We start from the raw sequence: 24,217 nt of genomic DNA on the forward strand, positions 1-24,217 counted from the left end.
CATAAGCTGAAAAGGTCAACAGGTAAAAATGAAACTACTTGGGTGAAAGCTCACGTAAATGCCGTGCTACCGCAATCCATGCACCGATATACCCTAACAGTACCGCGCCAAGCAAGAGCGACAGACCGTCGGCAACAGGCACGCCCGCGAGGGCAAAATCGCTGCCATAAAGCCCGGCCAGCCCGACAACCGCGTCATTGAGCCAGTTCAGGCCGAAAGCCAAAACGCCCCACGAAAGTACACCGGCACCAAAGCCATAAAGCGCGCCCATGTATAGAAACGGCCTACGTACATAGCTATCAGTACCGCCGACCAGCTTGGTGACTTCAATCTCGACCCTGCGGTTCTCAATATGCAGCCGAATCGTATTACCGATAACCAGCAGCAGGGCTGAGACCAGCAGCACCGTCAAACCAAATACAAACCGGTCACCCAATTTGAGGATGGCCGCCAGACGCTCAACCCAGACTAGATCAAGTTGCGCCTGTTGCACCTTCGGCAATTCCGAAAGTCGCTCCCGAAGGGCTTCAAGGGTGGCTTTATCGACCTCATTCGGGGTCACCAGCACCACACCCGGCAACGGGTTGTCCGGCAGCTCTTTAAGGGCTTCGCCCAGCCCTGACTGCTGCTGGAACTCTTCGAGGGCTTGTTCGCGGCTGATAAATTCAGCATCCGCGACACCCGCCATACCTTTTATCTGATTGCTCAGTTGCGCGCCCTGATCGCCTGTGGCGTCCATCTGCAAGTACAACGAAATCTGTGCTGCGCGCTGCCACGAACCTCCCAGGCGCTCGACGTTGTTAAGTAACAACGACAATCCCATGGGCAAGCTCAGCGCCACGGCCATCACCAAACAGGTAAAGAAGCTACCGATCGGCTGCTTCCCCAAACGTCGCAAGCTGTCGAGCAAACTGGCGCGGTGCGCATCGATCCAGGCGTGAAACAACATGCCAAACGTCGGCCCGTCGTCTTCATCGTGCTTCTTCTTCGGCGGCTGCGGTTCGGCGGCCTTGGGCGCTACGCGCTCCGATACCTTTGGGCTGCGTGTTGCACTCATTGCCCGGCCTCCCCGTCGCCGATCAATCGCCCGCGCTGCAGGGTCAACATGCGATGACGCATACGTGCAATCAGTGCCAGGTCGTGGCTGGCAATCAATACGCTGGTGCCCAAACGGTTGATGTCTTCAAATACGCCCATGATTTCCGCCGCCAGACGCGGGTCGAGGTTGCCGGTGGGTTCATCGGCCAGGAGCAATGCTGGGCGATGCACGATGGCGCGGGCAATACCCACGCGTTGTTGCTGGCCCGTGGACAAGTCACCGGGGTACAGATCGGTTTTATCCGAAAGCGATACCCGCTCAAGCGCTGAATCAACGCGCTTGACGATTTCGGCCTTGGACAACCCCTGAATCTGCAACGGCAAGGCGACGTTGTTGAAGACGGTGCGATCAAACAGCAACTGGTGGTTCTGGAACACCACTCCGATCTGACGCCGCAAGAACGGAATCTGCGCGTTGCTGATCTGGCTCAGGTCCTGCCCGGCCAGCAGCAACCTGCCGCTGGTGGGGCGCTCCATGGCCAGCAAAAGCCGCAGTAACGTACTTTTGCCCGCGCCGGAGTGACCCGTGACAAAAAGGAATTCGCCACGGCGGACCCGAAAGCTCAGCTCGTGCAGGCCCACATGTCCATTTGGATAGCGTTTACCGACCTGCTCGAAACGAATCATGGACGCTCCCGCTCCGCAAACAGAGCCTGGACAAAGGGTTCGGATTCAAAAGTGCGCAAATCATCGATGCCTTCACCAACACCAATAAAGCGGATCGGGATACCGAATTGCTTGGCCAAGGCGAAGATCACGCCGCCTTTAGCCGTACCGTCCAGCTTAGTCAGGGCCAGACCGGTCAGCGCGACCGTCTGATTGAATTGTTTGGCCTGACTGATGGCGTTCTGGCCTGTGCCTGCGTCGAGCACCAACAACACCTCGTGCGGCGCGTCTTCGTCGAGCTTGCCGATCACGCGGCGCACTTTTTTCAGTTCTTCCATCAGGTTGTCTTTAGTGTGCAGACGCCCGGCAGTGTCCGCGATCAGCACGTCAATCCCGCGCGCCTTAGCCGCTTGTACGGCGTCGAAGATCACCGACGCGGAGTCGGCACCGGTGTGCTGTGCAATCACCGGGATGTGGTTGCGCTCGCCCCACACTTGCAACTGTTCAACCGCCGCGGCACGGAACGTATCGCCCGCTGCAAGCATGACCTTCTTGCCTTCAAGTTGCAGTTTCTTCGCCAGTTTGCCGATGGTGGTGGTTTTACCCGCGCCATTAACGCCGACGACCAGAATCACAAACGGTTTGTTTTGCGATTCGATTTTCAGCGGCTGTTCAACCGGCTTGAGCATGGCCGCCAACTCGTCCTGCAAGGACTTGTACAGCGCGTCGGCGTCAGTCAATTGCTTGCGCGCAACTTTTTGAGTCAGGTTCTTGATGATCACCGACGTGGCTTCGACACCCACATCAGCCGTCAGCAAGCGTGTTTCAATTTCTTCCAGCAAGTCATCATCGATGGCCTTTTTGCCCAGGAACAGGCTGGCCATGCCTTCACCGATGCTGGCGCTGGTTTTCGACAGACCTTGCTTGAGACGGGCAAAGAAACCGGTTTTGACTTCAGGAGCAGGTTCGGCTTTCGGGGTTGGAACCTCAATAACTGCGGGCGGCGTTTCAACTACCGGGGCAGACACCGGTGGGGACGCAACCACAGCGGGTTCGACCACTGGTTCGATGACGGGCTCGAGTTCCAGCTCTGGCTCAAGGGCAGGCACGGTCTGCTCAAGCACTTGGACCACGGGTGGCGCTGCGATCACAGGCTCTGCGACCACCTCGATTTCCGGCGCCGGAATGGGCGGCACGGTGTGCGGCGCTTGCACGTCGTCAACCAATGCCACCGGCTCTTCGGGGACGGGCAAAGGCGGCCAGGGTTCAGGAGCGGCCTTCGGCTCGACAACAGGCTCGACCACCCGCACGTCTTCAGGGGTGGGCGCCACGCTCACCGGCGCGGCTTCGATCAAGGTCTCGGGCACGGTCTCGGGGGCCGCATCTGGCTGTTCAACGACGGCTTCCTGCGGCTTTCTGCGCAGCCATCCGAACAGGCCTTTTTTCTCGCCAGCCTTGGCTGGGTTCTTCTTGTCGTCGTTGGAACCAAACATGGAGGACGGCTATCTCATCGTAGCGAAGCGCCACTGTGGCGCCCCGGCAAATAATATTCGGTGTGAAAAAGACTGTATTTTTGTCAGCTCGTTCGCACACAACTTAGACGCGGGGTAAAAAACACCTGCGAAACTTCGTCTTTACTCGGATCTGGATCGGGAAAATCGGCAAAATTGCGAAATTTACCGGGATACATCCACACTTCCAAGCGGGCTCCTATACTGCCCGATCAAACGTCGTCTGATCGTCAAAGGCTTGATAGGCGTGGCCGCCAGTAAAACGGATCAGTATCCTAGCACCTCCTCACCCGCAGACGCTAAGGCCAAGCGGGCAGCCCTACAGGTTTAAAAACGAATGAATGCTCTAGCCCGCCGCGCTGCTGGCCTGTTGCTCAGCACAGTTTGCCTTCCACTTTCGGCCTTGGCAGCCGAGCCGCAACCCACCCATGAGTTCCGTCTGGACAATGGCCTTAAAGTCATCGTTCGCGAAGACCATCGCGCGCCGGTAGTGGTGTCGCAGGTTTGGTACAAGGTGGGTTCCAGTTACGAGACACCCGGCAAGACCGGCCTGTCCCATGCCCTTGAACACATGATGTTCAAAGGCAGCAACAAGGTCGGCCCCGGTGAAGCTTCGTTGATCCTGCGCGATCTTGGCGCCCAGGAAAACGCTTTCACCAGTGACGACTACACCGCGTATTACCAGGTTCTGGCCCGCGACCGCCTGGGCGTGGCCTTCGAACTTGAAGCCGACCGCATGGCCAGCCTGCGTCTGCCGCCCGAAGAGTTCAAACGCGAGATCGAAGTCATCAAGGAAGAGCGCCGTCTTCGCACCGATGACCAACCCATGAGCAAAGCGTACGAACTGTTCAGCGCCATGGCCTACCCGTCCAGCGGCTACCACACCCCGACCATCGGCTGGATGGTGGACCTGGAGCGCATGAGCGTCGCCGAACTGCGCGCGTGGTACGAAGAGTGGTATGCACCGAACAACGCCACACTGGTGGTTGTCGGGGATGTGACCCCGGACGAAGTCAAAGCGCTGGCACAGCGTTATTTCGGCCCGGTGGTGAAGCGTGAAATACCGATCGCCAAGGCCCCGCTTGAACTGCCGACCCCCGGCGAGCGACTGCTCAAGGTGCATGTTCAAACCCAACTCCCGAGCCTGATGATGGGGTTCAACGTGCCGAGCGTGTCCACCGCCAAAGACCCGGTCACGGCCAACGCCCTGCGCCTGATCTCCGCCCTGCTGGACGGCGGCTACAGCGCGCGCATGCCGACTCAACTGGAACGCGGTGAAGAACTGGTCTCCGGCGCTTCGTCGAGCTACGACGCGTTCACCCGCGGCGACAGCCTGTTCCTGCTCAGCGCCATGCCCAACGGCCAGAAGAAGGTCACCATGGCGCAGGCCGAAGCTGGCCTGTGGCGTTTGCTCGACGACCTGAAAAAGACGCCGCCAACCCCTGAAGAACTGGAACGCGTTCGCGCTCAAGTGATCGCGGGGCTGGTTTACGAGCGTGACTCGATCACCTCGCAAGCCACGTCCATCGGCCAGCTCGAAACCGTTGGTTTGTCCTGGAAGCTGATGGACACCGAGCTGCAAGACCTGCAAAAAGTGACCCCGGCTGACATCCAGCAAGCCGCCCGCACCTATTTCACTCGCGACCGTCTGAGCGTTGCGCACGTACTGCCCGAGGAGAAAACCCATGAGTGAGCGTAAAGGTCCCCGCTACGCCCTGCTCGGCTTGAGCGCCGCTGTTCTGGTCGGCGCACTCGGCTACTATTTCTCCAGCCCGCCTGAGTCTGTGGCCAGCCCGGCGCTGGAAAACGCCAAGACCGAGCACAAGCTGGAGTCGCTGGCGGAACTGGACGGCAAGGCGCCCAGCCACCGCGCCATGAATGTACAAACCTGGAAAACCGCCGAAGGCGCCAAGGTCCTGTTTGTGGAAGCGCGCCAGTTGCCGATGTTCGACCTGCGCGTGACCTTCGCCGCGGGCAGCAGCCAGGACGACAACACCCCGGGGCTGGCGCTGCTGACCAACGCCATGCTCAATGAAGGCGTTGCCGGTAAAGATGTCGGCGCAATCGCCCAAGGGTTTGAGGGTCTGGGAGCCGACTTCGGCAATGGCGCCTATCGCGACATGGCTGTGGCTTCCCTGCGCAGCCTGAGCGACCCGGCCAAACGTGCCCCTGCGTTAAACCTGTTCGCTGAAGTGATTGGCAAACCGACCTTCCCCGCCGACTCGCTTGCCCGCATCAAAAACCAACTGCTGGCCAGCTTTGAGTTCCAGAAGCAGAACCCCGGCAAACTGGCCAGCGATGAGCTGTTCAAGCGCCTGTACGGCAACCACCCGTATGCGCACGCCAGCGACGGCAATGCAGAAACCGTGACGTCAATTACTGTCGACCAGCTCAAAGCCTTCCACAACAAGGCTTATACGGCGGGCAACGCCGTGATCGCGATCGTCGGGGACCTGTCGCGCGAAGAAGCCCAAGCCATGGCCGCCCAGGTATCGGCCGCACTGCCAAAAGGCCCGGCACTGCCAAAAACCGTGCAGCCGACCGAACCCAAGCCGGGTGCAACCCACATCGAGTTCCCGTCCAAGCAAACCCACTTGCTGCTGTCGCAGTTGGGTATTGACCGCGACGACCCGGACTACGCAGCTCTCTCGCTGGGTAATCAGGTGCTCGGCGGTGGCGGTTTCGGAACGCGACTGATGACTGAAGTGCGCGAGAAACGCGGCCTGACCTACGGCGTGTACTCCAACTTCAGCCCGATGCAGGCCCGTGGCCCGTTCATGATCAACCTGCAAACCCGCGCAGAGCTGAGCGAAGGCACTCTCAAACTGGTGCAGGACATCCTCGCTGACTACCTCAAAGAAGGTCCGACGCAAAAAGAACTCGACGATGCCAAACGTGAACTGGCAGGCAGCTTCCCGCTGTCCACTGCCAGCAACGCTGCCATCGTCGGCCAACTGGGCGCAATGGGCTTCTACGATTTGCCTTTGGACTATCTCGAAACCTTCATGCAGCAGTCCCAGAACCTGACCACCGAGCAGGTCAAGGCCGCCATGAACAAGCACCTGAGCGCCGACAAAATGGTCGTGGTGACCGCCGGCCCAACCGTGCCGCAGAAACCACTGCCGCCTCCAACCGATAAACCTTCAGAGCAACCTCTTGGGGTTCCGGAGCATTAATGGCAAAGCCTAAAAACACATCGCACTCGGGTGCGGGTCAGTTACGCATCATTGGCGGGGAGTGGCGCAGCCGCAAGCTCGACTTCCCGCACGTAGAAGGCCTGCGCCCTACACCCGACCGCGTACGTGAAACCCTGTTCAACTGGCTCGCGCCCTACATCGGCGGCGCCAAGGTACTGGACGTATTTGCCGGCAGCGGCGCCCTGTTCCTCGAAGCCATGTCCCGCGGCGCTGCCAAGGGCGTGGCGCTGGACAGCAGTCGCGATGCGATTTCCAACATCCGCGAGAACATGGGCATCCTGCGTTGCACCGTAGGCCAGGTGCAGCAGACTGACGCCCTGCGTTATCTGGATGCCACCCCCAGCGACATGTTTGATGTGGTATTCCTCGATCCGCCGTTCCACAAGGACCTGCTCAAGCCTGCCTGCGACTTGCTGGAACAGCGCGGCTGGCTGGCAGACGAGGCATGGGTCTACACCGAAAGCGAAGTGCGGCCTTCGGAACTGGGATTACCTGCCAACTGGCGCCTGCACCGCGAGCAAAAAGCCGGGGGCGTGAACTACGCCCTGTGGCAGCGTGAAGCGGCTCAGGTGCCTGCGCAACCCTAAGCGCCACTGACCTCTGTGCAGTCGCTGCCGTCCATGGCGGCAACGACTGCATGTCACCTTCGTGTTGCCACTGCCCCTATCTATATACCGCCCTGCCTTCCCGGCAACCTCGCATTCTGTTGGTTCTACCCGATCACTCTCTTTACGTGCGCATCTGCACCGATCGGCGTTATCCAAGCAACGGAATGTGAACCATGACCTCTACCCCTTCAAAACCGACTTACACCTACACCCTGGACAACGGTCTGCACGTCGTTGTGCGCCAGGATCAGCGCACCCCGTCGATCTGCGCTTCTCTGTTCCACAAGGTGGGTACCGACCATGAACGCCCGGACCAGCGCGGCCTGGCTTACCTGGCCGGTGGCGCAACCTTCAAGGACAAAGCGCTGGAGAAGCAGATCGGCGCCGTAGCCAACGGTTGGCTTGATTACCACCTCAGCACATACAGCCTTGAGGCTCCGCGGGCCGAACTGCAACCGGTTCTGGAATTACTGGCGGGCAGAATGTCGACGCCGGTACTGACCCAGGAGCGCCTCAACAAAGGCATTCTGCGCACTCGAGAACTGGAATTGAGTGAACCGTACTTCACTTCGGATCACTGGATCAGCCCGGAATTCGAACAGCTGATTTTTCCCTCGGCTGGCAAGGTCTACAAATTCGGAAACATCGATCACCTTGAGCGTATGACTGTCGCGGATGTACTGCGCTGGCATGAAGAGGGCTACGCGCCCAACAATTCGATTCTGGTCGTGGTTGGCGATATCACCCTTGAGGAAATTCAGCCTTTGGTCCAGCGCATGTTTGGCAGCGTTCCCCGCTTCAATGGCTTCACCCCGATAGAACAGCCTGCCAGCCAACCCCTTGGCGATGAACGCAGGCTCACTCAATACCTCGATACACCGAGGCCGCGCTTGCAACTGGCCTTCAATACCCCCGGCCTGGCCACCGTCGAAGACACGCGCGACATGCGCGCCTTGCAAGTGATCAGCGCATTGCTGACCAAGGGCCCTCAGGCCTGGCTCCCGAACAGGTTGTCCGGGGGCGCGGACACCCTGAGCAGCGTGATCAGCCGCTTTCCGGGCTATCGCTTGAACGATGATCTATTGCTGATCAGTGTCACCCTCGGCGAACACACGTCAGCCTCCATCGAACACGTTGAGCTGGAGGTGAAACAGCTGCTGGAAACACTCAAAAATCACGCCCTGGATACCGACATGCTGTGTTACGGCCGACATCAGGCCCTGACCTACCTTAACGATCTCGACACCCTGGAAATGCAGGCCTCCGTGATCGGCAACTTATTGGCCATCGGTCAACCCTGGACGCTGATCGATCATGAAGCCCAACAGATCCACAGCATCACGGCCGATGACATTCAGCGGGTGGCAAACGCGTACTTCACACCGCAACGCTTGAGCGTGGCGCACATCCTGCCGCGCACGTCCTGACCACCCTTGAGTAAGGCGCGCTACCTATATACCGCCTTGCCGCATTGGGGTTGATCCACCCTGTTCTGACCTACAGACAGAACACTCAAGGATCCTCCCGGATGAAACTTCCGCTCTTGGGTCGCTGGCTTATCGCCTTGTGGTTTCCAGCGACCGTTCATGCCCATTCACACCCTGTTACCCACGTTTTCACACTCGATAATGGCCTGAAGGTCGTCGTCCGCGAAGACCACCGCGCACCCGTGGTGGCATCCCAGCTTTGGTACAAAGTCGGCGCCAGCTATGAGCAGGAAGGGCAAACAGGTTTGTCCCACGCGCTGGAACATATGGTCTTCAAAGGCAGCAGCAAGTTACCTGAAGGCCAGGCCTTGAAGGTCTTTGATTCGCTGGGCGTCAGTCACCAGGCAACCACCCGTCCCGATGCCACGTTCTACACGCAGTTACAGGCGAAAAACCGGCTGGCGGTGTCGCTTGAAGTGCTTGCGGACCAGATGCGCAGCGCACGCTGGAGCGAACGCCAGTTACAGACCGAATTACAAGTCATCCAAAAGGAACGGCTGGCGACCGTCGACCACAACCTGTGGAATGTGATCAACGAACGGCTCAAAACCACGGCCCATGTAGCAAGCACGTATAAAAACCCGGTTCTGGGCTGGATGCATGACATCAAGCGTCTGCCCAACCCGGCACTCACCCAGTGGTATCAACAGTGGTACGCGCCCAACAATGCCGTTCTGGTCATCGTCGGCGATGTCACCTTGGCGCAGGTCAGGGAGGTGGTCACTGAACATTTCAGCGCGCTGGCCGCACGCACACTGCCCACGGCAAAGGCTCCCATCGAGCTGCAACGCCTTGGTCGACGCGGGCTTTACCTGGGCCTTCCCAGCCCTAATGGCAAACTGGCGATCGCGTTCAACGTGCCCAGTTTGAAAAGCGCGAAAGACCCTCAAACCGCCTTTGGCCTGCTCTTGCTCAACGAGCTACTGGCCAGCAGCAACAGCTCGCCCCTCAAAGTACGCCTGCTCCATCAACAAGGGCTGCTGGCAGGTGCTTACTCCCATTACGACTTGTTGAATCGCGGCGATGGCCTGCTCAGGATGTGGGCTGAAATCAGCCCGTCCGGCACGCACACACCCCACGACATCGAGCGCCTGATCTGGGCGCAGTTGGAGGCGCTCAAGACCACGCCGGTCAGCACTGACGTCCTGGAGCGCGCCAAACGAAGGATCGTCACCAAGCGCTTCTACGCCCACGATCAGATCGAAAAACAGGCCAGTGAAATGGGCGAGCTGGAAAGCATCGGTCTGCCGTGGTCCACCCTCGACGCGCAAGCCCGAAACCTGAACGCACTGACTGCGGCCGACATCCAGCGTCTGGCCCGAGCCTACCTCACTGAAAACAACTACAGCGCCGTTTACCTGCCAGGACCGGAGAAAAAAAATGACTGACCTGAGCCCGACGCCAACGCGTCCCTCTCGCCTGCGCACGGCACTGTCGGCGCTGATCGTGAGCCTCACACTAAACGCCGCTGCACAGGCGCTTGAGCCTGTGTCTTGGAGTTTGACGACCTTGCAACACCTTGATGACAGCCAAATCGCCAACCGCGCTCTGAAGATCCATGCCTGGACAACCCACGAAGGCACCGGGGTACTTTTTATCGAAACCCGGGAAGTTCCTGTCGTGGACATAAGCCTGCGCTTCTCTGCGGGCAGCAGCAGGGACGAGGACATGCCGGGGCGAGCCACCATGACCTTGAAACTGTTGCATCAAGGGATTGACGGTAAAGACGCCCAAACCCTTGCCGACACCTTCGATCAACTGGGCGCTCAACTGACGTCTTCTGTGGACAAGGACGAAGTGCGCGTGAACCTGCGCACCCTGAGCGACCCGCACACCCGCAGGGCTGCGGTTGAGCTGTTCACGCAACGGGTCAGTAAGCCGACGTTTGCCTCAGCGGCCACTGAGCGCATCAAGGCAACCGCACTCAACGAACTCAAGCTGGCCCGGCAAACTCCCGCGTCTGTGACCCAACAGGCCCTGCATGCACAGCTGTACGCCGGTCACCCTTACGCGAGTGCGCAGGCAGGCAACGAGCAGAGCATCGCGCAGATTGAGGTCGAACACCTGCGGGCCTTCCATCAAAAGGCCTATAGCGCCTCGAATGCCGTGCTGGTGATAGTGGGCGATATCTCGCTAGACGACGCCACAAACCTCAGCATCGCCGTGAGCCAGGCATTGCCCCAAGGGCCGAAACTGGCAGCAATCCCGCTGGCTACGGGTATTGCAACGCGACCTGCTCATGTGCACGTCGAAGCGCTTTCCGGCCAGACCCATATCATGCTGGCGCAGCCCGGCGTACCGGCCAACCACCCCGATTACGTTGCACTGCAAGTGGCCAGCCTGCTATTCGGTGGTTCCGGCAATAATCGCCTGATCAATGAGTTACGCCATAAACGCGGGTTGACCTACAGTGCAGCGTCAGCCATGCCGCTGTGGGAGGCGGGTGGCCCCTGGACCATCAGCTTGCAAACCGATCCCGCTCTGCAAGACGCCACGATCAAGCTTGTCAAAGAGGTCTTTGCCCAGTGGTTGCGCGAAGGTCCGACCGAACAAGAGCTGGCCGCCGTCAAGCGACGGCTGGCCGGCAACCTGCCGCTGACCAGCGCCAGCAACGCGCAAATGCTGGAACAGTTGCTGATCATCGGCGCACACGGGCTACCCCGGAACTTCGACGCGCTGGTCATGCAAGCGCAACAGCTGACGCCTCAGCGCATCAAAGCGGTCATAAATCGCTACTTAAAGGCCGATCAATGGGTGGTGACTAGCCTAGGCCCCACGACGGCCCAACGCCCTTTACCCGCCCCGGCGCCCTGACGTCTCGGCGCCGATCATTGCGTAGTTATGTAACGCACGGGCAGCAAGCGTTTGACTCAACCTGTCCTGACGAACAATCGTCAGGACACCCACCATGAGACCACTCCTCGCCGCACTGGTACTCGGCGTCATGTTGCAACCGCTGCTGGCATTCGCCAGCCGCCCTCCTTCGATCCATGAGTTCTTGCTCGACAACGGCCTGAAACTCATTGTTTACGAAGACCACCACGCCCGTCTGGTTCACTCCCACCTGTGGTATCGCATTGGCTCGAATCAGGAAGGTCCCGGCCAGACAGGCCTTTCACACGCTCTGGAACACATGCTGTTCAATGGCAGCAGCAAGCTGTGTTCGGGCGAGTCCGCCCAGATTCTGCAAAACCTGGGCGGCAGTGAAAACGCCACGACCCTGAATGACGCGACCCTGTACTTTCATACCCTGCCGCCGTACGCGCTGGGGGTAAGTTTTGAAATATTTGCCGACCAAATGAGCACTGCGCACCTGTCAGCGGCCCAATGGAGCGGCGAGCGTGAAGTCATCAAAAACGAACGCAGCGAATCGTTTGAGAATCACCCTGTCAGACGCGCACTGGAAGTGCCACGGCGACTGGCGCTGCCTGCAAGCGCAGCGGGCAACCCGATAGTTGGATGGCGCCATGACCTGGATCGCCTGCACCCCCATGACCTTGAGCATTGGTATCGCAGCTGGTACGCCCCTAATAACGCCGTGCTCATTGTCTCGGGCGATGTGGACCCAAAGCAGGTCAAACAGCTGGCCGAGCGTTACTTCGGGAGCATTGCGCGACGGCCTTTGCCCTATCGGCCTGCCCCTATCGAGTTGTCTACACCGGGGGAACGCAGCATCACGCAATACCTGCCTCACCAACTGCCTGTGCTCTACATGGCTTTCAATGTTCCCGGTCTGAAGACTCAAGCCGACCCTAGGACCGCCCCGGCGCTGGAGTTGCTCAGCGAGTTGCTGGCAGGCGCAAACAGCGCACTGTTAAACGTTCGATTAGCGCGCAACGAAGGACTGGTGAGTGGCATTACCGTGCATTACAACGCAGTCAGCCCCGGCGATGAATTGTTCAGCATCAGGGCATTGCCTGACCTTGAGAACGCCACCTCCATTGAAGCGCTCAAAACCCGGATCATGGCCCTTCTCGACGAGTTGAAAACAACCCCGCCCAGTCAGCAAGACCTTGATCGCGCACGTATTCAGATTACGGCGCGACGGGTTTTCGATCAGGACGAGCTGCTCAATCGGGCGCTGCACCTGGGTGAGCAGGAAATGGCCGACGTGCCCTGGCGCGCTGAACAGGCGAGGCTCGACACCCTGAAGTCCATAACGCCCCAAGACCTCCAGCGCGTGGTGCAACGCTTCCTCGTGACAGATCGATTAACCACCGGCTACGCGCTGCCAGAGGAGATGCCCCATGAATAATCCCAACGCCTTTACTCGTTGCGCACTGGCCTGCCTGATTACACTGCTGAGCATTGCCTTGTGTATTGGCAACTATCTGCAAGCTGCACAGAATCCTGCACCCTCGCTGCCTTTGCAATCGCTGCGCGAACTGTCAGAACCCGAAACCGCCCCCAACGCCCCGCTGATCCAGGCCTGGACACTCAGGCAAGGCACCCGCGTACTGTTTGTGGAAAATCACAACCTGCCGATGATCGACCTGAAACTTACCTTTGCCGCTGGCAGTTACCACGATGGCGATGCGCCGGGGCTGGCCGCCATGGCCCAAGCGCTTTTCGGAACGGACTCGGCCGTGAAACAAGCAACTGATATTGCCCGGGAATTCGACCGATATGGGGTCAAAATCACCCGCGGTATCGACACTGAACACAGCTACTACACGCTCAGAAGCTTGAGCGAAGAAGCGATCTTTGCACCGGTGATGGCCCTGTTTACCGAGACCCTCTCACGCCCCAAATTCAGTCAGGAAAACCTGCACAGGATCAGGCATGCACTCGAAACAGACCTCAAGCTCCTGCAATCACTCCCTGAGTCGCGAGCGCTAACGCTACTCAAAGAAACGCTGTACGTCGATCACCCGCTGGCGCGCCCGGTGAATGGCACCCGCGAGAGCCTGCAACGCATTACGGCCAGACAGCTGCGCGACTTCTATCGTCGTGCCTATACCGCAGCGAATGCGCAATTGGTGATAGTGGGCGACCTCACGCCCGAGCAGGCGAAATTGCTCAGCCAACAGTTGGCAGACACGCTGCCCCAAGGCCCGGCACTGTCAGTCCCGCCGGGGTTTACTGCGCCGGCCCACCACGGCAAACAGCTGCACATTGAGGAGGATGCAAGTCAGACAATGCTGATGATGATGCAAAACGCCCTGCCCAATCAGCACCCCGACGCCATCGCCATGCGTATCGCCAACGTGGTGTTCAACCACGTGCTCAATGCTCAGTTGCGCGAGAAATACAGCCTTACCTATGGCGTGCTTTCCGATATCGAGCATGCGCGGGGCGCGACTGGCTGGCTGATCCAGTTCAGCGTTGCGCCTCAATACAGCCGTGAGGCCATGGCCCTGACCAAAACGCTGTTTGCGCAATTTCTCAAGGAAGGCCCCAGTGAAGAACAACTGAACACCCTTAAAAAATACCTGCGCCGTGCGTTGCCCCAATTGATGGCCACCAACAAAAATTTGCTGAACGAACTCGGGGTGATCAACCGTTTCGATCAACCGTTGGACTTCACTTACAAAACCGCTGAAATTCAAAACATGACCACTGAACAGATCAAGGCGGCCATCAATCGACACCTCGATGCTGACAGCTGGGTGAGCCTGACGCTCGGCCCCAGTGCTGAACAACAGCCCTTGCCCGATACCAGCAGCCACGCGGCCACGCGGCCAACGCTTCTATGACCTGCAATTCGACCAATTGGGCAAGCGCGGGTCAGCACACACTGCTTGGGCACCGGTCCATGTTGTGGCAACTTAAGCACACCCCCACCCCTGTCACCGATTGAGAACTTAAGTGCGCCCCCCAGTTTCCCCTGCGTCAGCTGTTGAATCGTTTAACCCAGCTTCAGGCCTCGGCAATCCTCACCTGCAAACCTTGTGGGGGCCGTTATGGCGCACCAAACCTGTCGTTGAACACCAGCGGGAGCGACTGTGGCTCGACGATGGTGACTTTCTGGACCTGGACTGGCATGGCGCGCCATCGGCCTATCAACCGTTGGTGCTGGTACTGCATGGTCTGACTGGTTCTTCGGGGTCGCACTACATCGTGGGCCAACAATGCGCGCTGGCAGCTCAAGGCTGGGCCAGTGTGGCGTTGAACTGGCGCGGGTGTTCCGGGGAGCCCAACCTGCTGGCGCGCAGCTACCATTCCGGGGCCAGTGAAGACCTGGCCGCGGCCGTCGCGCACTTGCGGGCCCGCTTTCCACTGGCCCCGCTGTATGCCGTTGGCTACTCGCTGGGCGGCAACGTCTTGCTCAAGTATTTGGGCGAATCGGGCAACGCCAGCGGCCTGCAAGGTGCCGTCGCGGTGTCGGTACCCTTTCGCCTGGACCAGTGCGCAGACCGTATCGGGTTGGGGTTCTCGAAGGTGTATCAGGCGCACTTCATGCGCGAGATGGTGGCGTACGTCAAAAACAAGCAGCGTCGGTTTCAACACGATGCACGGCAAGAGGGGCTGGCCACGCTTGAGAAACTGGGCCCGCTTAAGGCACTGAGCAAAATGCGTACGTTTTGGGAGTTTGATGACCGGGTCACAGCCCCGCTCAATGGCTACCTGAATGTGGACGATTATTACCGCCGCGCGTCGAGCCGTTACTTCCTCGGTGCCATTGAGACACCCACACTGATTATCCAGTCCGAAGATGACCCGTTCGTGTTCAAGCACAGCATTCCCGACGCCAGTGAGTTGTCGCCCTGCACTGAACTGGAGCTGCATACCCGAGGCGGCCATGTCGGGTTCGTGGAAGGCTCGCTCAGAACCCCGCGGTATTACCTTGAGCGCCGCATTCCCCAGTGGCTGGCCAGCCTGAAACCCGGGTCGGCGTGATGAACGCCGAGCAAGGTGAGTCAATCCGTTTCTGGCAAACAGCCCCGCTGACGGGGGTCGAATTACTCACTGCGCGCTACATCGAACACCGTTTCGTGCCCCATGTGCATGATGGCTTTGTGATTGGCATGATCATGGCCGGTGCCCAGCGTTATCGGTATCGCGGTGCTGAACACTTGGCGCCCACCGGTACGCTGGTGTTGATCAACCCCGACGAAGTGCATAACGGGCACAAAGGCCACGACGCAGGGTGGCGCTACCGCGCCTTCTACCCTGACAACGCGCAAATGCACAGCCTGTTGGATGAATTGAACCTGCCGGGCACGCACTTGCCCACGTTCAACGACACACTGCTGCAAGACCCCGAACTGTTCAGCGGGCTGTGCCATTTGCACCAATTGCTCGAAGGCCCGGAATCAGCGCTTCAACAACAAACCGTATGGCGGCATATGATGCTTGCGCTGCTCAGCCGCCATGCCCGCTTGCCGCAACCTGCGAAACCCGGGATAGAGCACCGGGCCGTCAGACAGGCCAAAGAGCTGTTGCAGGCAGGGCTGGCACACCCGCCGTCGCTGGAGGAGCTGGCTGGAGCCGTCAACCTGTCACCCTTTCACTTTGCGCGGGTCTTTCAGCGTGCCACAGGGATGCCGCCGCACGCCTGGTTGCTGCAGCAACGCGTCGCCCACGCGCGGGCTTTATTGCAACAAGGCTGCATGCCGGTACAGGTTGCGAGCCAATTGGGTTTCGCGGACCAAAGTCACCTCAGCCGGCAATTCAAAAAGGTTTATGGGGTCGGGCCTGCGGCCTACCGGGCGGCGTGTACCTGACACCGCTCTCTGCGCAGTTGCCCACTCACCCGGCGACTACGGCGTGTGCTACTCGCCCGTCGCGACGCCTCGCTGCGGATCATTGATCCATTCGCTCCACGACCCGGCGTACAGTTTGCCCAGCGGATAACCAGCCAAGGCCAGCGCAAACAAGTTGTGACACGCCGTCACACCAGACCCGCAGTACGCCACCAACTCATCCGGCGAGCGATCACCCAGTTTTTCGGCGAAACGCCGCTTGAGTTGCTCAGCCGTGAGAAAACGTCCGGTGCTGTCGAGGTTTTCGTTAAAGGCCGCACACTGCGCCCCCGGAATATGCCCGGCCACCGGATCTATCGGCTCAGACTCGCCACGAAAACGCGGCAAGGCACGCGCATCAATCAAGGTCAGGGCCGGGTCGTCCTGCCGCCTCTGAAGCGCATCGGCAGTGATCAGTAACCGGTTGTCCGCAACACCATCAAAATGCCCGCGGGGCAGCTTGACCGAATCAAGGTTCAACGGAAATCCCGCGCCGTGCCAGGCTTTAAGACCGCCATCGAGCAGCAATACCCCGTCCCGCTTGCCCAACCACGCCAACAACCACCACGCCCTTGCGGCAAATGCCCCCGGACCGTCGTCATACAGCACCACATCGCTGTCGTTGTTGATGCCCCATCCGCGCAAACGCTCAATCAGATCATCGGGGTCAGGCAAGGGATGGCGCCCTGTGACACCTTTAATCACCGGGCCACTCAAATCACGCTCCAGGTCCGCGAACTGCGCCCCCTCGATATGACCTTGAGCATAACTGCGCAGCCCATAGTCCGGGTCTTCAAGCGCAAAGCGGCAATCCAGAATGACCAGACCGGGTTGCGTTTGACGTTCGTTCAGGGCGTGCGGGCTAATCAATTGCGCAACGGGCATTGTGAACTCCTGTGACGGGTGAAAAGCAGTTAGTGAGCATCCAGCGCGGTTTCCAGCGCAACGTAATATTCCCTGATGACTTCATCCACAGCCTCTCGGGCCTGATCGGTGACGAACCCGGCTTCCAGCATCAGCAGTTGATAAACACCGCGTTTGATCGCCTGCTCGCTGAGCTGGTCGCTGTTCTCACGCGTGGTACACAGGAATCCGACCCATGAGGTGAGGATGATCCACGCATTGAGCGTTAACGACTCGATTTGCAGCGGGGTCATTTTGAGGATGCCGGCCTCGACGAAGCTCGCATAAATCAACTGGGCCTGCTTCAGGCAGTTTTGCGAAAAAAGCCGGTAACGCGCGGCCAGCTCATTGTCGCTGCGCAACAAGTGCTCAATGTCGCGGTACAAGAATCGATAGCGCCACATGGCATCGAGCAATTGCTGCAAATAAAAATGCTTATCCGCAACAGTCGCTAGCCGCCCCTCAGGCGCACGCAAAAAGCTCAGGACAAGCGTTTCATATTCGCCGAACAATACAGCGATGATCGCCTGCTTATTGGGGAAGTGGTAATACAGATTGCCCGGAGAAATCTCCATGTGAGCCGCAATGTGGTTGGTGCTCACACTGCGCTCGCCCAGCTGGTTAAACAGCGCCAAGCTGGTGTTGATAATGCGCTGGCTGGTTTTTATTCGCGTGGCCATGGGCTTGAGCTTTACTTGAAAACGAATGGCATCTTACGGCCTAACCCCGAATCGACAAACAACGCGACAGGCAGGCCCCTTGATTGACAATTTAGAGCATACGCTCTAGAAACGATCTGGCTCTTGTAAATATTACTTATAAAAATCTACCCGGAGCGGATCATGTCTGTCGACAGTGCCTACCATCAAGACACAACAGTCCTAGCAGGTGATCTCCTCTCTCTGCTCGAAAAACAGCGTCAGGCCTACGCTGCGCATCCTTATCCGCCGCTTGCACAACGCCAGCAGTGGCTTAAAAGTTTAAGGCGGTTGCTCAGTGATGAGCGCGATGTGTTAATCGACGCCATCAGCCAGGATTTTAGCCACCGTAGCCCTGACGAAACCCTGTTTGCCGAGCTGATGCCCAGCCTGCATAACATCGATTACACCCTTAAACACCTTAGACGCTGGCTCAAGCCCTCTTCGCGCAGCGTAGGCGTAATGTTCCAGCCCGCCAGCGCCCGCGTGCTGTATCAGCCGTTGGGTGTAGTCGGGATTATTGTTCCGTGGAATTACCCGCTGTATCTGGCCATGGGCCCCTTGATCGGTGCGTTGGCGGCGGGCAACAGGGTAATGCTCAAACTCAGTGAGTTCACCCCGGCCACCGGGCATTTGCTCAAGGACTTGCTGGGGCGCATTTTCCCCGACGACATGGTCACCGTGGTGCTGGGCGATGCCGAGGTGGCGGTGGCCTTTTCTTCTCTGCCATTCGACCATGTGCTGTTCACCGGCTCCACCCATGTTGGCAAGTCAGTGATGCGCGCGGCGGCAGAACACCTCACGCCAGTCACACTGGAGCTGGGCGGCAAATCCCCTGCCATTGTCTCGGCCGACATACCGCTCAAGGACGCCGCCCAGCGCATCGCCTGGGGCAAAAGCCTGAATGCGGGACAAACCTGTATCGCCCCTGATTACGTGTTAGTGCCTGAAGACCGGGTAGGCGCTTTTATTGATGCGTATCGTCAAGTGATGCACAGCTTCTATCCCACTTTGAGCGATAACCCGGACTACACAGCCATCATCAACGAGCGACAACTGGCGCGTCTTGAGCATTTGAAAGCAGATGCCTGCGCCAAAGGTGCACGCCTGATTCAGCTGTACGAGCAGAGACAGGGCCGACGCATGCCCCATTGCCTGCTGCTGGAGGTCAACGACGACATGCAGGTGATGCAGGACGAAATCTTCGGCCCGCTCCTGCCGATCGTGCCGTATCGAACCCTGGAACAGGCATTGGCCTACGTCAACGACAGACCCCGCCCGCTCGCGCTCTACTATTTCGGTTACAACAAGGCCGAACAGCAGCAGGTGCTTGAAAACACCCACTCAGGCGGCGTGTGTGTGAATGAAACCTTGCTGCACGTGGCCATCGATGATCTGCCGTTTGGCGGCGTCGGACCTTCTGGGATGGGCCGTTATCACGGCCACGAAGGTTTTTTGACCTTCAGCCATGCCAAAGCCGTGCTGACCAAGCAACGGGTTAACAGCTCGTCGGCCATCTACCCGCCCTACGGACGCACACTTGGGCGCTGGGTGCAGAAACTCTTTATTCGCTGATCGAGGAGTGGGCATGCCTGACGCCCGTATTGAACACGCGCTGTTGTCACGCCGGGGCGTAATGAAGGTCGGCCTGCTGGCCAGTACCTTATTGGCCACCGCAGGGCTAACTGCCAGCCTGAGTGGTTGCTCGTCCAGCGACCGAGCCTGCGGCTTTGCTGTCCTGCGCAACAGTGACCTGCCCTTTTTGCAGGCAGTGATCCCCGTCATGCTGGCTGGCAGCGTAAGGCCATCACTGATGCCCGGTGCGAACGATGCCACGCTGCATAAGCTGGACAACAACCTCGATCGCCTGTCCCCTGCGTTGTTAACGCTCACTCAGCAACTGTTTGATGTGCTGGCCATGCCCGTGACACGCGGCCCGCTCACAGGCGTCTGGAGCGGTTGGGAAAACGCCACGCCGGAGCGTATCCGGGATTTTCTCGAACGCTGGCAGAACAGCAGCCTGAGCCTGCTGCGCATGGGGCACGCTTCATTGCTGCAACTGGTGATGATGAGCTGGTATGAACGACCGGAATCGTGGGCACATTGCGGATACCCCGGTCCGCCGACCGTCTGACACGCGCCATCCAAAACAATAAAAACTCAATGGATACCTCTTTATGCCTGTCCCTGACCTTTTTCGCGAAGGCATGGCCCGTGGCTGGAAAACCCTCAACGGTTCTCAGCTCGAACATGACCTGATACTGGACGCCGACGTTGCCATCGTCGGCAGCGGCGCAGGGGGCGGCACCACGGCCGAGATCCTCAGTGCGGCAGGCTTTAAGGTGCTGCTGATCGAAGAAGGCCCACTCAAAACCAGCAGCGACTTCAAGATGCTTGAAGACGAGGCATACGCCAGCCTGTATCAGGAAGGTATCGGCCGCATGAGCAAGGACGGCGCCGTCAGCATTCTGCAAGGCCGGGCCGTCGGCGGGACCACGCTGGTGAATTGGACGTCGAGTTTTCGCACCCCCCCGGCCACCCTCGAGCACTGGGCCCGTGAGCATGCGGTGGTCGGTCATGACAGCGAGCAGATGGCGCCCTGGTTTGAGCGCATGGAACAGCGCTTAGGCGTGGCGCCCTGGTTGATTCCACCCAATGCCAATAATCAGGTGCTGCAAACCGGTTGCGAGCAGTTGGGCTATAGCTGGCACGTGATCCCGCGCAACGTACGCGGGTGCTGGAACCTCGGTTATTGCGGCATGGGCTGCCCGACCAACGCCAAGCAGTCGATGCTGGTGACCACCATCCCTGCCACCCTCGAAAAGGGTGGTCAATTGCTGTATTTGGCCCGCGCCCACCGCCTGCTGATCACCGGCGATCAGGTCACAGGTTTGCAATGCCAAGGCATGGACGCGCGCTGCGTTGCCCCCACTGGCCGACTTATCACCGTCAGGGCACGGCATTACGTGCTGTCGGGCGGCGGCATCAATACGCCAGGTCTGTTACTGAGATCTGACGCACCCGACCCACACAAAACACTGGGTAAGCGGACCTTTCTACACGTGGTCAATTTCTCGGCAGCGCAGTTTCCTACCGCCATTAACGGGTTTTACGGTGCCCCGCAGTCGATTTATTCCGACCATTTTCAGTGGAAAGACGGTGTGACCGGGCCAATGGGTTACAAACTCGAAGTACCGCCCTTGCACCCGGCGCTGGCCGCCACCTTGTTTGCCCGCTATGGCGAAACCGGCGCGCACCCCATGGCGCAGCTGCCCAACACCCAAATGATGCTGGCCCTGATGCGCGATGGTTTTCATCCCGACAGTCCTGGTGGCAGCGTTGAATTACGCAGCGATGGCTCACCGGTGCTGGATTACCGCCTCACGGCGTACGGCTGGGAGGGATTGAGGCGCGCCTTTCACAGCATGGCCGACATTCAATTCGCAGCAGGCGCCAGCGCTGTCATGCCACTGCACAGCGATGCACGGATGTGCACCAACCTGCGAGAAACCCGTGAACTGATCGACAGTTTGAGCCTTGAGTTGTATCGGACACGTCTGGCCAGCGCCCACGTGATGGGCGGTTGCGCGATGGGAGAAAATCCGCACCTGGCCGTAACCGATAGCCTTGGGCGCCATCATCAACTGAGCAATGTGTCGGTACATGACGGCTCATTATTCCCCACCAGCATTGGCGCCAACCCCCAACTGTCGGTGTATGGGCTCACGGCAAAACTGGCGACGCAGTTGGCTGAGCGTCTCGCAAACACACGATGAAAACAGTAAAAAAGCATCAAATCAGCGGCGTCTATAGTGCTTTCTACTGCGAATGGCGACTTGGCCGACCGGGATTGCTGCGATACCATCCGACTCCCCAACGGATTCCCGCCAGGACGACGCGATGAACCGAGTGTTGTACCCAGGTACATTCGACCCTATTACCAAGGGCCATGGCGACCTGGTTGAACGCGCTTCGCGCCTGTTCGACCACGTCATCATTGCTGTCGCTGCCAGCCCCAAGAAAAACCCGCTGTTCCCTCTGGAACAACGCGTTGAGCTGGCGCGCGAAGTCACCAAACACCTGCCCAATGTCGAAGTGGTCGGTTTCTCGACCCTGCTTGCGCATTTCGCCAAAGAGCAGAACGCCAATGTATTTTTGCGCGGCCTGCGAGCGGTGTCGGACTTCGAATATGAGTTTCAGCTGGCGAACATGAATCGCCAACTGGCACCGGACGTTGAGAGTCTGTTCCTCACACCGTCGGAGCGTTATTCGTTCATATCGTCGACGTTAGTGCGAGAAATTGCAGCGTTGGGCGGTGATATCAGCAAGTTCGTGCATCCGGCCGTTGCCGATGCCCTGACTGAGCGCTTTCGCAAGAAGTGACCGCTGAAGCGGCGCCCGCGTGCACTGCGGGCGCCAATGCGGCACAATTGCCCGCATTCGATTTCAGTTGCCCGGGCCGACCGCCCCGGCAGGAGTACCCATGTCCCTGATCATCACCGACGATTGCATCAATTGCGACGTCTGCGAACCCGAGTGTCCGAACGCCGCGATCTCCCAAGGCGAAGAGATCTACGTCATCGACCCGAACCTCTGCACGCAGTGCGTCGGTCATTATGACGAGCCGCAGTGCCAGCAGGTCTGCCCGGTCGACTGCATCCCCCTGGATGAAGCCCACCCGGAAACCGAAGAACAGCTGATGGAAAAATACCGTCAGATCACCGGCAAGGCGTAAAGCAACGCTGTGCAGTCAGTTGCGCGACCCGATTTATTTCTGGCAGCGCGGGCAAAACACGCTTGAGCGCTGGCCCAGCTTGACCTCGCGCAATTCACTGCCGCACACCTTGCACTGCTCGTACGCGCGCCCGTAGACAAACAGTTCTTGCTGGAAGTAGCCGGGCTGGCCATCGCCGCCGATGAAGTCACGCAGGGTGGTGCCGCCGCGCTCAATCGCTGCCGCCAAAATGCGTTTGATCTCAACCGCCAGCTTCAGGTAGCGCGCCCGCGAGATGCTTTTGGCTTCGCGGCGCGGATCAATGCCAGCCGCGAACAGCGCTTCGGTCGCATAGATATTGCCCACCCCCACCACGACCGCGTTGTCCATGATGAACGGCTTGACCGCCATGGCGCGTTTGCGCGACAGCTGGAACAGGCGTTCACCGTCAAACAGGTCGGTCAGCGGCTCAGGGCCCAAGCGCAATAACAGTTCGTGGTTGAGCGGGTCGTGGGTCCAGAGCATCGCGCCAAAACGCCGCGGGTCGGTGTAGCGCAAGGCAAGCCCGGACTCCAGCTCGATGTCCACGTGCTCATGCTTGGCCGCTAACGAACCCGCTTCAACCAGACGCAAGTTGCCGGACATGCCCAAATGACTGATGAGCGTCCCGACTTCAGCGTTAATCAGCAGGTATTTGGCACGGCGCTCCACCCCGATGATTTTCTGCCCGGACAAACGCACATCCAGGTCTTCCGGGATCGGCCAACGCAAGCGCCGCTCGCGCACGATCACCCGGCTGACCCGTTGCCCTTCAAGGTGCGGGGCAATGCCGCGGCGAGTGGTTTCGACTTCAGGTAATTCAGGCATTCGACACTCCGGCGGGGGACAACCTAGTGGGCACCCAACTCGCGGATGCTCTCTTTGAGGTTCTCAAAGTCGTACTCGGACAGACCGATGTAATCCAGCACCAGATGGCTGATGCTGCTCCATTCGTGGTCCTCACGCTGATTGCCCAGGACTTTGTGCGAGGCACAAATATGCTCGGCCATCTTGAGGATCGCCAACAGGTTTTTCAGTTGGCTGTGGCGCGACGAGTCGTCGCTAAAGATCGCCAGCGCGTTGTGGTGATTGGCAATGGCGTGGGTCAGGTGTTCCGGCAAGCGCCAGGACTTGGCTGTGTAGTAGCCGACCACGGCATGGTTGGTGTTGAAATGCGTATTTTCGGTGTCGACCACGCGACTGTTCGCACCGGCATGGGCGTAAGCCTGTTCGAGCACCCCCATGTAATTGGGAAAGCGTTTGAGCATCAACGGAATGCCGCAGTCGTGGAACAGCCCCAACGCGTAAGCCTCATCGACCGCCTGCGAACCGGTGCGCTTGGCCAGCGTCATGCTGGTCATGGCCACATCTTGCGCGGTGTCCCAGAAGCGGTTGAGGGTCACGATGGTTTCGTCACATATCTCGCCCTTGATCGACTGCGCGTTAATCAAGTTGATCACGGTCCGGCTGCCCAGCAACGTCACGGCGCGCTGTATGGACGCAATCTTGTTGGTCAGGCCGTAATGCGGGGAGTTGACGATTTTCAGCAACGCACCCGACAAACCGGGGTCTTGGGCAATCAGCCGGGAGATCGCTTCCAGATCCGGATCGGGCATGTACTGCTCCATCTGCAAATCCACCATGATTTGCGGTTGAGGCGGCACGCTAATG

22 protein-coding genes are annotated in these 24,217 nt (G+C 59.1%); 15 read left to right on the forward strand and 7 right to left on the reverse strand.

What is annotated here, in order from left to right:
* Positions 1–34: 34 nt before the first annotated feature.
* The 3 genes from ftsX to ftsY are packed head-to-tail and all read right to left on the reverse strand — an operon-like array spanning position 35 to position 3,197.
* Positions 35–1,057: a permease-like cell division protein FtsX gene (gene ftsX / locus CJF39_RS00475; RefSeq protein WP_094991657.1), complete on the reverse strand. Its 1,023-nt coding sequence runs from the start codon at positions 1,055–1,057 to the stop codon at positions 35–37.
* Positions 1,054–1,725: a cell division ATP-binding protein FtsE gene (ftsE, locus tag CJF39_RS00480; RefSeq protein ID WP_094991658.1), complete on the reverse strand. Its 672-nt coding sequence runs from the start codon at positions 1,723–1,725 to the stop codon at positions 1,054–1,056. Before ftsE ends, ftsX begins: the two co-directional genes overlap by 4 nt.
* Positions 1,722–3,197 carry a signal recognition particle-docking protein FtsY gene (gene ftsY, locus CJF39_RS00485; protein ID WP_094991659.1) on the reverse strand — a complete coding sequence of 492 codons (1,476 nt, stop codon included), beginning with the start codon at positions 3,195–3,197 and terminating at the stop codon, positions 1,722–1,724. The genes ftsE and ftsY overlap by 4 nt, the downstream gene beginning before the upstream one ends.
* A 355-nt stretch (positions 3,198–3,552) precedes the next feature.
* Between ftsY and CJF39_RS00490 the strand changes: the two genes are divergently transcribed.
* From CJF39_RS00490 to CJF39_RS00535, 10 genes are all read left to right on the forward strand, one after another.
* Positions 3,553–4,908 carry a M16 family metallopeptidase gene (locus CJF39_RS00490; RefSeq protein ID WP_094991660.1) on the forward strand — a complete coding sequence of 452 codons (1,356 nt, stop codon included), beginning with the start codon at positions 3,553–3,555 and terminating at the stop codon, positions 4,906–4,908.
* Positions 4,901–6,391 carry a M16 family metallopeptidase gene (locus CJF39_RS00495; RefSeq protein ID WP_094991661.1) on the forward strand — a complete coding sequence of 497 codons (1,491 nt, stop codon included), beginning with the start codon at positions 4,901–4,903 and terminating at the stop codon, positions 6,389–6,391. The genes CJF39_RS00490 and CJF39_RS00495 overlap by 8 nt, the downstream gene beginning before the upstream one ends.
* Positions 6,391–6,999: a 16S rRNA (guanine(966)-N(2))-methyltransferase RsmD gene (gene rsmD, locus CJF39_RS00500; RefSeq protein ID WP_094991662.1), complete on the forward strand. Its 609-nt coding sequence runs from the start codon at positions 6,391–6,393 to the stop codon at positions 6,997–6,999. The genes CJF39_RS00495 and rsmD overlap by 1 nt, the downstream gene beginning before the upstream one ends.
* Positions 7,000–7,193: 194 nt before the next feature.
* Positions 7,194–8,447 (forward strand): M16 family metallopeptidase, encoded by a 1,254-nt coding sequence (locus CJF39_RS00505; RefSeq protein WP_094991663.1) that lies wholly within the window; start codon positions 7,194–7,196, stop codon positions 8,445–8,447.
* Positions 8,448–8,548: 101 nt separating this feature from the next.
* Complete coding sequence (locus tag CJF39_RS00510) at positions 8,549–9,895, forward strand: M16 family metallopeptidase (RefSeq protein ID WP_094991664.1); 1,347 nt, start codon at positions 8,549–8,551, stop codon at positions 9,893–9,895.
* A complete protein-coding gene (locus tag CJF39_RS00515) occupies positions 9,888–11,321 on the forward strand; it encodes a M16 family metallopeptidase (RefSeq protein WP_094991665.1) in 1,434 nt (477 codons plus the stop codon). Before CJF39_RS00510 ends, CJF39_RS00515 begins: the two co-directional genes overlap by 8 nt.
* A 94-nt stretch (positions 11,322–11,415) precedes the next feature.
* Positions 11,416–12,762 (forward strand): M16 family metallopeptidase, encoded by a 1,347-nt coding sequence (locus tag CJF39_RS00520; RefSeq protein ID WP_094991666.1) that lies wholly within the window; start codon positions 11,416–11,418, stop codon positions 12,760–12,762.
* Positions 12,755–14,203, forward strand: coding sequence for a M16 family metallopeptidase (locus CJF39_RS00525; RefSeq protein ID WP_094991667.1), 1,449 nt, complete (start codon positions 12,755–12,757; stop codon positions 14,201–14,203). Before CJF39_RS00520 ends, CJF39_RS00525 begins: the two co-directional genes overlap by 8 nt.
* 112 nt (positions 14,204–14,315) lie before the next feature.
* Positions 14,316–15,347, forward strand: a complete 1,032-nt coding sequence (locus tag CJF39_RS00530; RefSeq protein ID WP_094991668.1) for a hydrolase — start codon at positions 14,316–14,318, stop codon at positions 15,345–15,347.
* Positions 15,347–16,174: an AraC family transcriptional regulator gene (locus CJF39_RS00535; protein ID WP_094991669.1), complete on the forward strand. Its 828-nt coding sequence runs from the start codon at positions 15,347–15,349 to the stop codon at positions 16,172–16,174. Before CJF39_RS00530 ends, CJF39_RS00535 begins: the two co-directional genes overlap by 1 nt.
* Before the next feature lie 48 nt (positions 16,175–16,222).
* Here CJF39_RS00535 and CJF39_RS00540 read toward each other — a convergent pair whose 3' ends face one another.
* Both CJF39_RS00540 and CJF39_RS00545 read right to left on the reverse strand, forming a co-directional pair.
* A complete protein-coding gene (locus tag CJF39_RS00540) occupies positions 16,223–17,077 on the reverse strand; it encodes a sulfurtransferase (RefSeq protein ID WP_094991670.1) in 855 nt (284 codons plus the stop codon).
* Positions 17,078–17,106: 29 nt separating this feature from the next.
* Positions 17,107–17,775, reverse strand: a complete 669-nt coding sequence (locus CJF39_RS00545) for a TetR/AcrR family transcriptional regulator (protein ID WP_094991671.1) — start codon at positions 17,773–17,775, stop codon at positions 17,107–17,109.
* 162 nt (positions 17,776–17,937) lie between these two features.
* Here CJF39_RS00545 and CJF39_RS00550 point away from each other — a divergent pair, with 162 nt between their 5' ends.
* The 5 genes from CJF39_RS00550 (at position 17,938) to CJF39_RS00570 (ending at position 22,528) form a co-directional block, all read left to right on the forward strand.
* Positions 17,938–19,368 (forward strand): coniferyl aldehyde dehydrogenase, encoded by a 1,431-nt coding sequence (locus tag CJF39_RS00550; RefSeq protein WP_094991672.1) that lies wholly within the window; start codon positions 17,938–17,940, stop codon positions 19,366–19,368.
* 13 nt (positions 19,369–19,381) lie between these two features.
* Positions 19,382–19,927 (forward strand): twin-arginine translocation pathway signal protein, encoded by a 546-nt coding sequence (locus CJF39_RS00555; protein WP_094991673.1) that lies wholly within the window; start codon positions 19,382–19,384, stop codon positions 19,925–19,927.
* A gap of 43 nt (positions 19,928–19,970) precedes the next feature.
* Positions 19,971–21,569 carry a GMC family oxidoreductase gene (locus tag CJF39_RS00560; protein ID WP_094991674.1) on the forward strand — a complete coding sequence of 533 codons (1,599 nt, stop codon included), beginning with the start codon at positions 19,971–19,973 and terminating at the stop codon, positions 21,567–21,569.
* Between the two features lie 124 nt (positions 21,570–21,693).
* Positions 21,694–22,176, forward strand: a complete 483-nt coding sequence (gene coaD, locus CJF39_RS00565; protein ID WP_047278434.1) for a pantetheine-phosphate adenylyltransferase — start codon at positions 21,694–21,696, stop codon at positions 22,174–22,176.
* A 100-nt stretch (positions 22,177–22,276) separates the two neighbouring features.
* Complete coding sequence (locus tag CJF39_RS00570) at positions 22,277–22,528, forward strand: YfhL family 4Fe-4S dicluster ferredoxin (RefSeq protein ID WP_047278436.1); 252 nt, start codon at positions 22,277–22,279, stop codon at positions 22,526–22,528.
* A gap of 33 nt (positions 22,529–22,561) precedes the next feature.
* Here CJF39_RS00570 and mutM read toward each other — a convergent pair whose 3' ends face one another.
* Complete coding sequence (gene mutM, locus CJF39_RS00575) at positions 22,562–23,374, reverse strand: bifunctional DNA-formamidopyrimidine glycosylase/DNA-(apurinic or apyrimidinic site) lyase (RefSeq protein WP_094991675.1); 813 nt, start codon at positions 23,372–23,374, stop codon at positions 22,562–22,564.
* Positions 23,375–23,397: 23 nt separating this feature from the next.
* Complete coding sequence (locus tag CJF39_RS00580) at positions 23,398–24,210, reverse strand: HDOD domain-containing protein (protein ID WP_170942632.1); 813 nt, start codon at positions 24,208–24,210, stop codon at positions 23,398–23,400.
* Between the last annotated feature and the right edge of the window lie 7 nt (positions 24,211–24,217).

It is taken from the genome of Pseudomonas lundensis (genome assembly GCF_002269125.1).
Taxonomy (GTDB): Bacteria; Pseudomonadota; Gammaproteobacteria; order Pseudomonadales; family Pseudomonadaceae; genus Aquipseudomonas; species Aquipseudomonas lundensis_A.

Excerpts from the sequence above, each read along its gene's own strand:
- CJF39_RS00545 (WP_094991671.1), bottom strand. The coding sequence starts at position 17,775 with ATGGCCACGCGAATAAAAACCAGCCAGCGCATTATCAACACCAGCTTG.
- CJF39_RS00535 (WP_094991669.1), top strand. The coding sequence starts at position 15,347 with ATGAACGCCGAGCAAGGTGAGTCAATCCGTTTCTGGCAAACAGCCCCG.
- CJF39_RS00490 (WP_094991660.1), top strand. The coding sequence starts at position 3,553 with ATGAATGCTCTAGCCCGCCGCGCTGCTGGCCTGTTGCTCAGCACAGTT.
- CJF39_RS00525 (WP_094991667.1), top strand. The coding sequence starts at position 12,755 with ATGAATAATCCCAACGCCTTTACTCGTTGCGCACTGGCCTGCCTGATT.
- coaD (WP_047278434.1), top strand. The coding sequence starts at position 21,694 with ATGAACCGAGTGTTGTACCCAGGTACATTCGACCCTATTACCAAGGGC.
- CJF39_RS00570 (WP_047278436.1), top strand. The coding sequence starts at position 22,277 with ATGTCCCTGATCATCACCGACGATTGCATCAATTGCGACGTCTGCGAA.
- CJF39_RS00520 (WP_094991666.1), top strand. The coding sequence starts at position 11,416 with ATGAGACCACTCCTCGCCGCACTGGTACTCGGCGTCATGTTGCAACCG.
- mutM (WP_094991675.1), bottom strand. The coding sequence starts at position 23,374 with ATGCCTGAATTACCTGAAGTCGAAACCACTCGCCGCGGCATTGCCCCG.
- CJF39_RS00560 (WP_094991674.1), top strand. The coding sequence starts at position 19,971 with ATGCCTGTCCCTGACCTTTTTCGCGAAGGCATGGCCCGTGGCTGGAAA.
- ftsE (WP_094991658.1), bottom strand. The coding sequence starts at position 1,725 with ATGATTCGTTTCGAGCAGGTCGGTAAACGCTATCCAAATGGACATGTG.
- CJF39_RS00540 (WP_094991670.1), bottom strand. The coding sequence starts at position 17,077 with ATGCCCGTTGCGCAATTGATTAGCCCGCACGCCCTGAACGAACGTCAA.
- CJF39_RS00555 (WP_094991673.1), top strand. The coding sequence starts at position 19,382 with ATGCCTGACGCCCGTATTGAACACGCGCTGTTGTCACGCCGGGGCGTA.
- CJF39_RS00515 (WP_094991665.1), top strand. The coding sequence starts at position 9,888 with ATGACTGACCTGAGCCCGACGCCAACGCGTCCCTCTCGCCTGCGCACG.
- CJF39_RS00550 (WP_094991672.1), top strand. The coding sequence starts at position 17,938 with ATGTCTGTCGACAGTGCCTACCATCAAGACACAACAGTCCTAGCAGGT.
- CJF39_RS00510 (WP_094991664.1), top strand. The coding sequence starts at position 8,549 with ATGAAACTTCCGCTCTTGGGTCGCTGGCTTATCGCCTTGTGGTTTCCA.
- CJF39_RS00495 (WP_094991661.1), top strand. The coding sequence starts at position 4,901 with ATGAGTGAGCGTAAAGGTCCCCGCTACGCCCTGCTCGGCTTGAGCGCC.
- CJF39_RS00505 (WP_094991663.1), top strand. The coding sequence starts at position 7,194 with ATGACCTCTACCCCTTCAAAACCGACTTACACCTACACCCTGGACAAC.
- rsmD (WP_094991662.1), top strand. The coding sequence starts at position 6,391 with ATGGCAAAGCCTAAAAACACATCGCACTCGGGTGCGGGTCAGTTACGC.
- ftsX (WP_094991657.1), bottom strand. The coding sequence starts at position 1,057 with ATGAGTGCAACACGCAGCCCAAAGGTATCGGAGCGCGTAGCGCCCAAG.
- ftsY (WP_094991659.1), bottom strand. The coding sequence starts at position 3,197 with ATGTTTGGTTCCAACGACGACAAGAAGAACCCAGCCAAGGCTGGCGAG.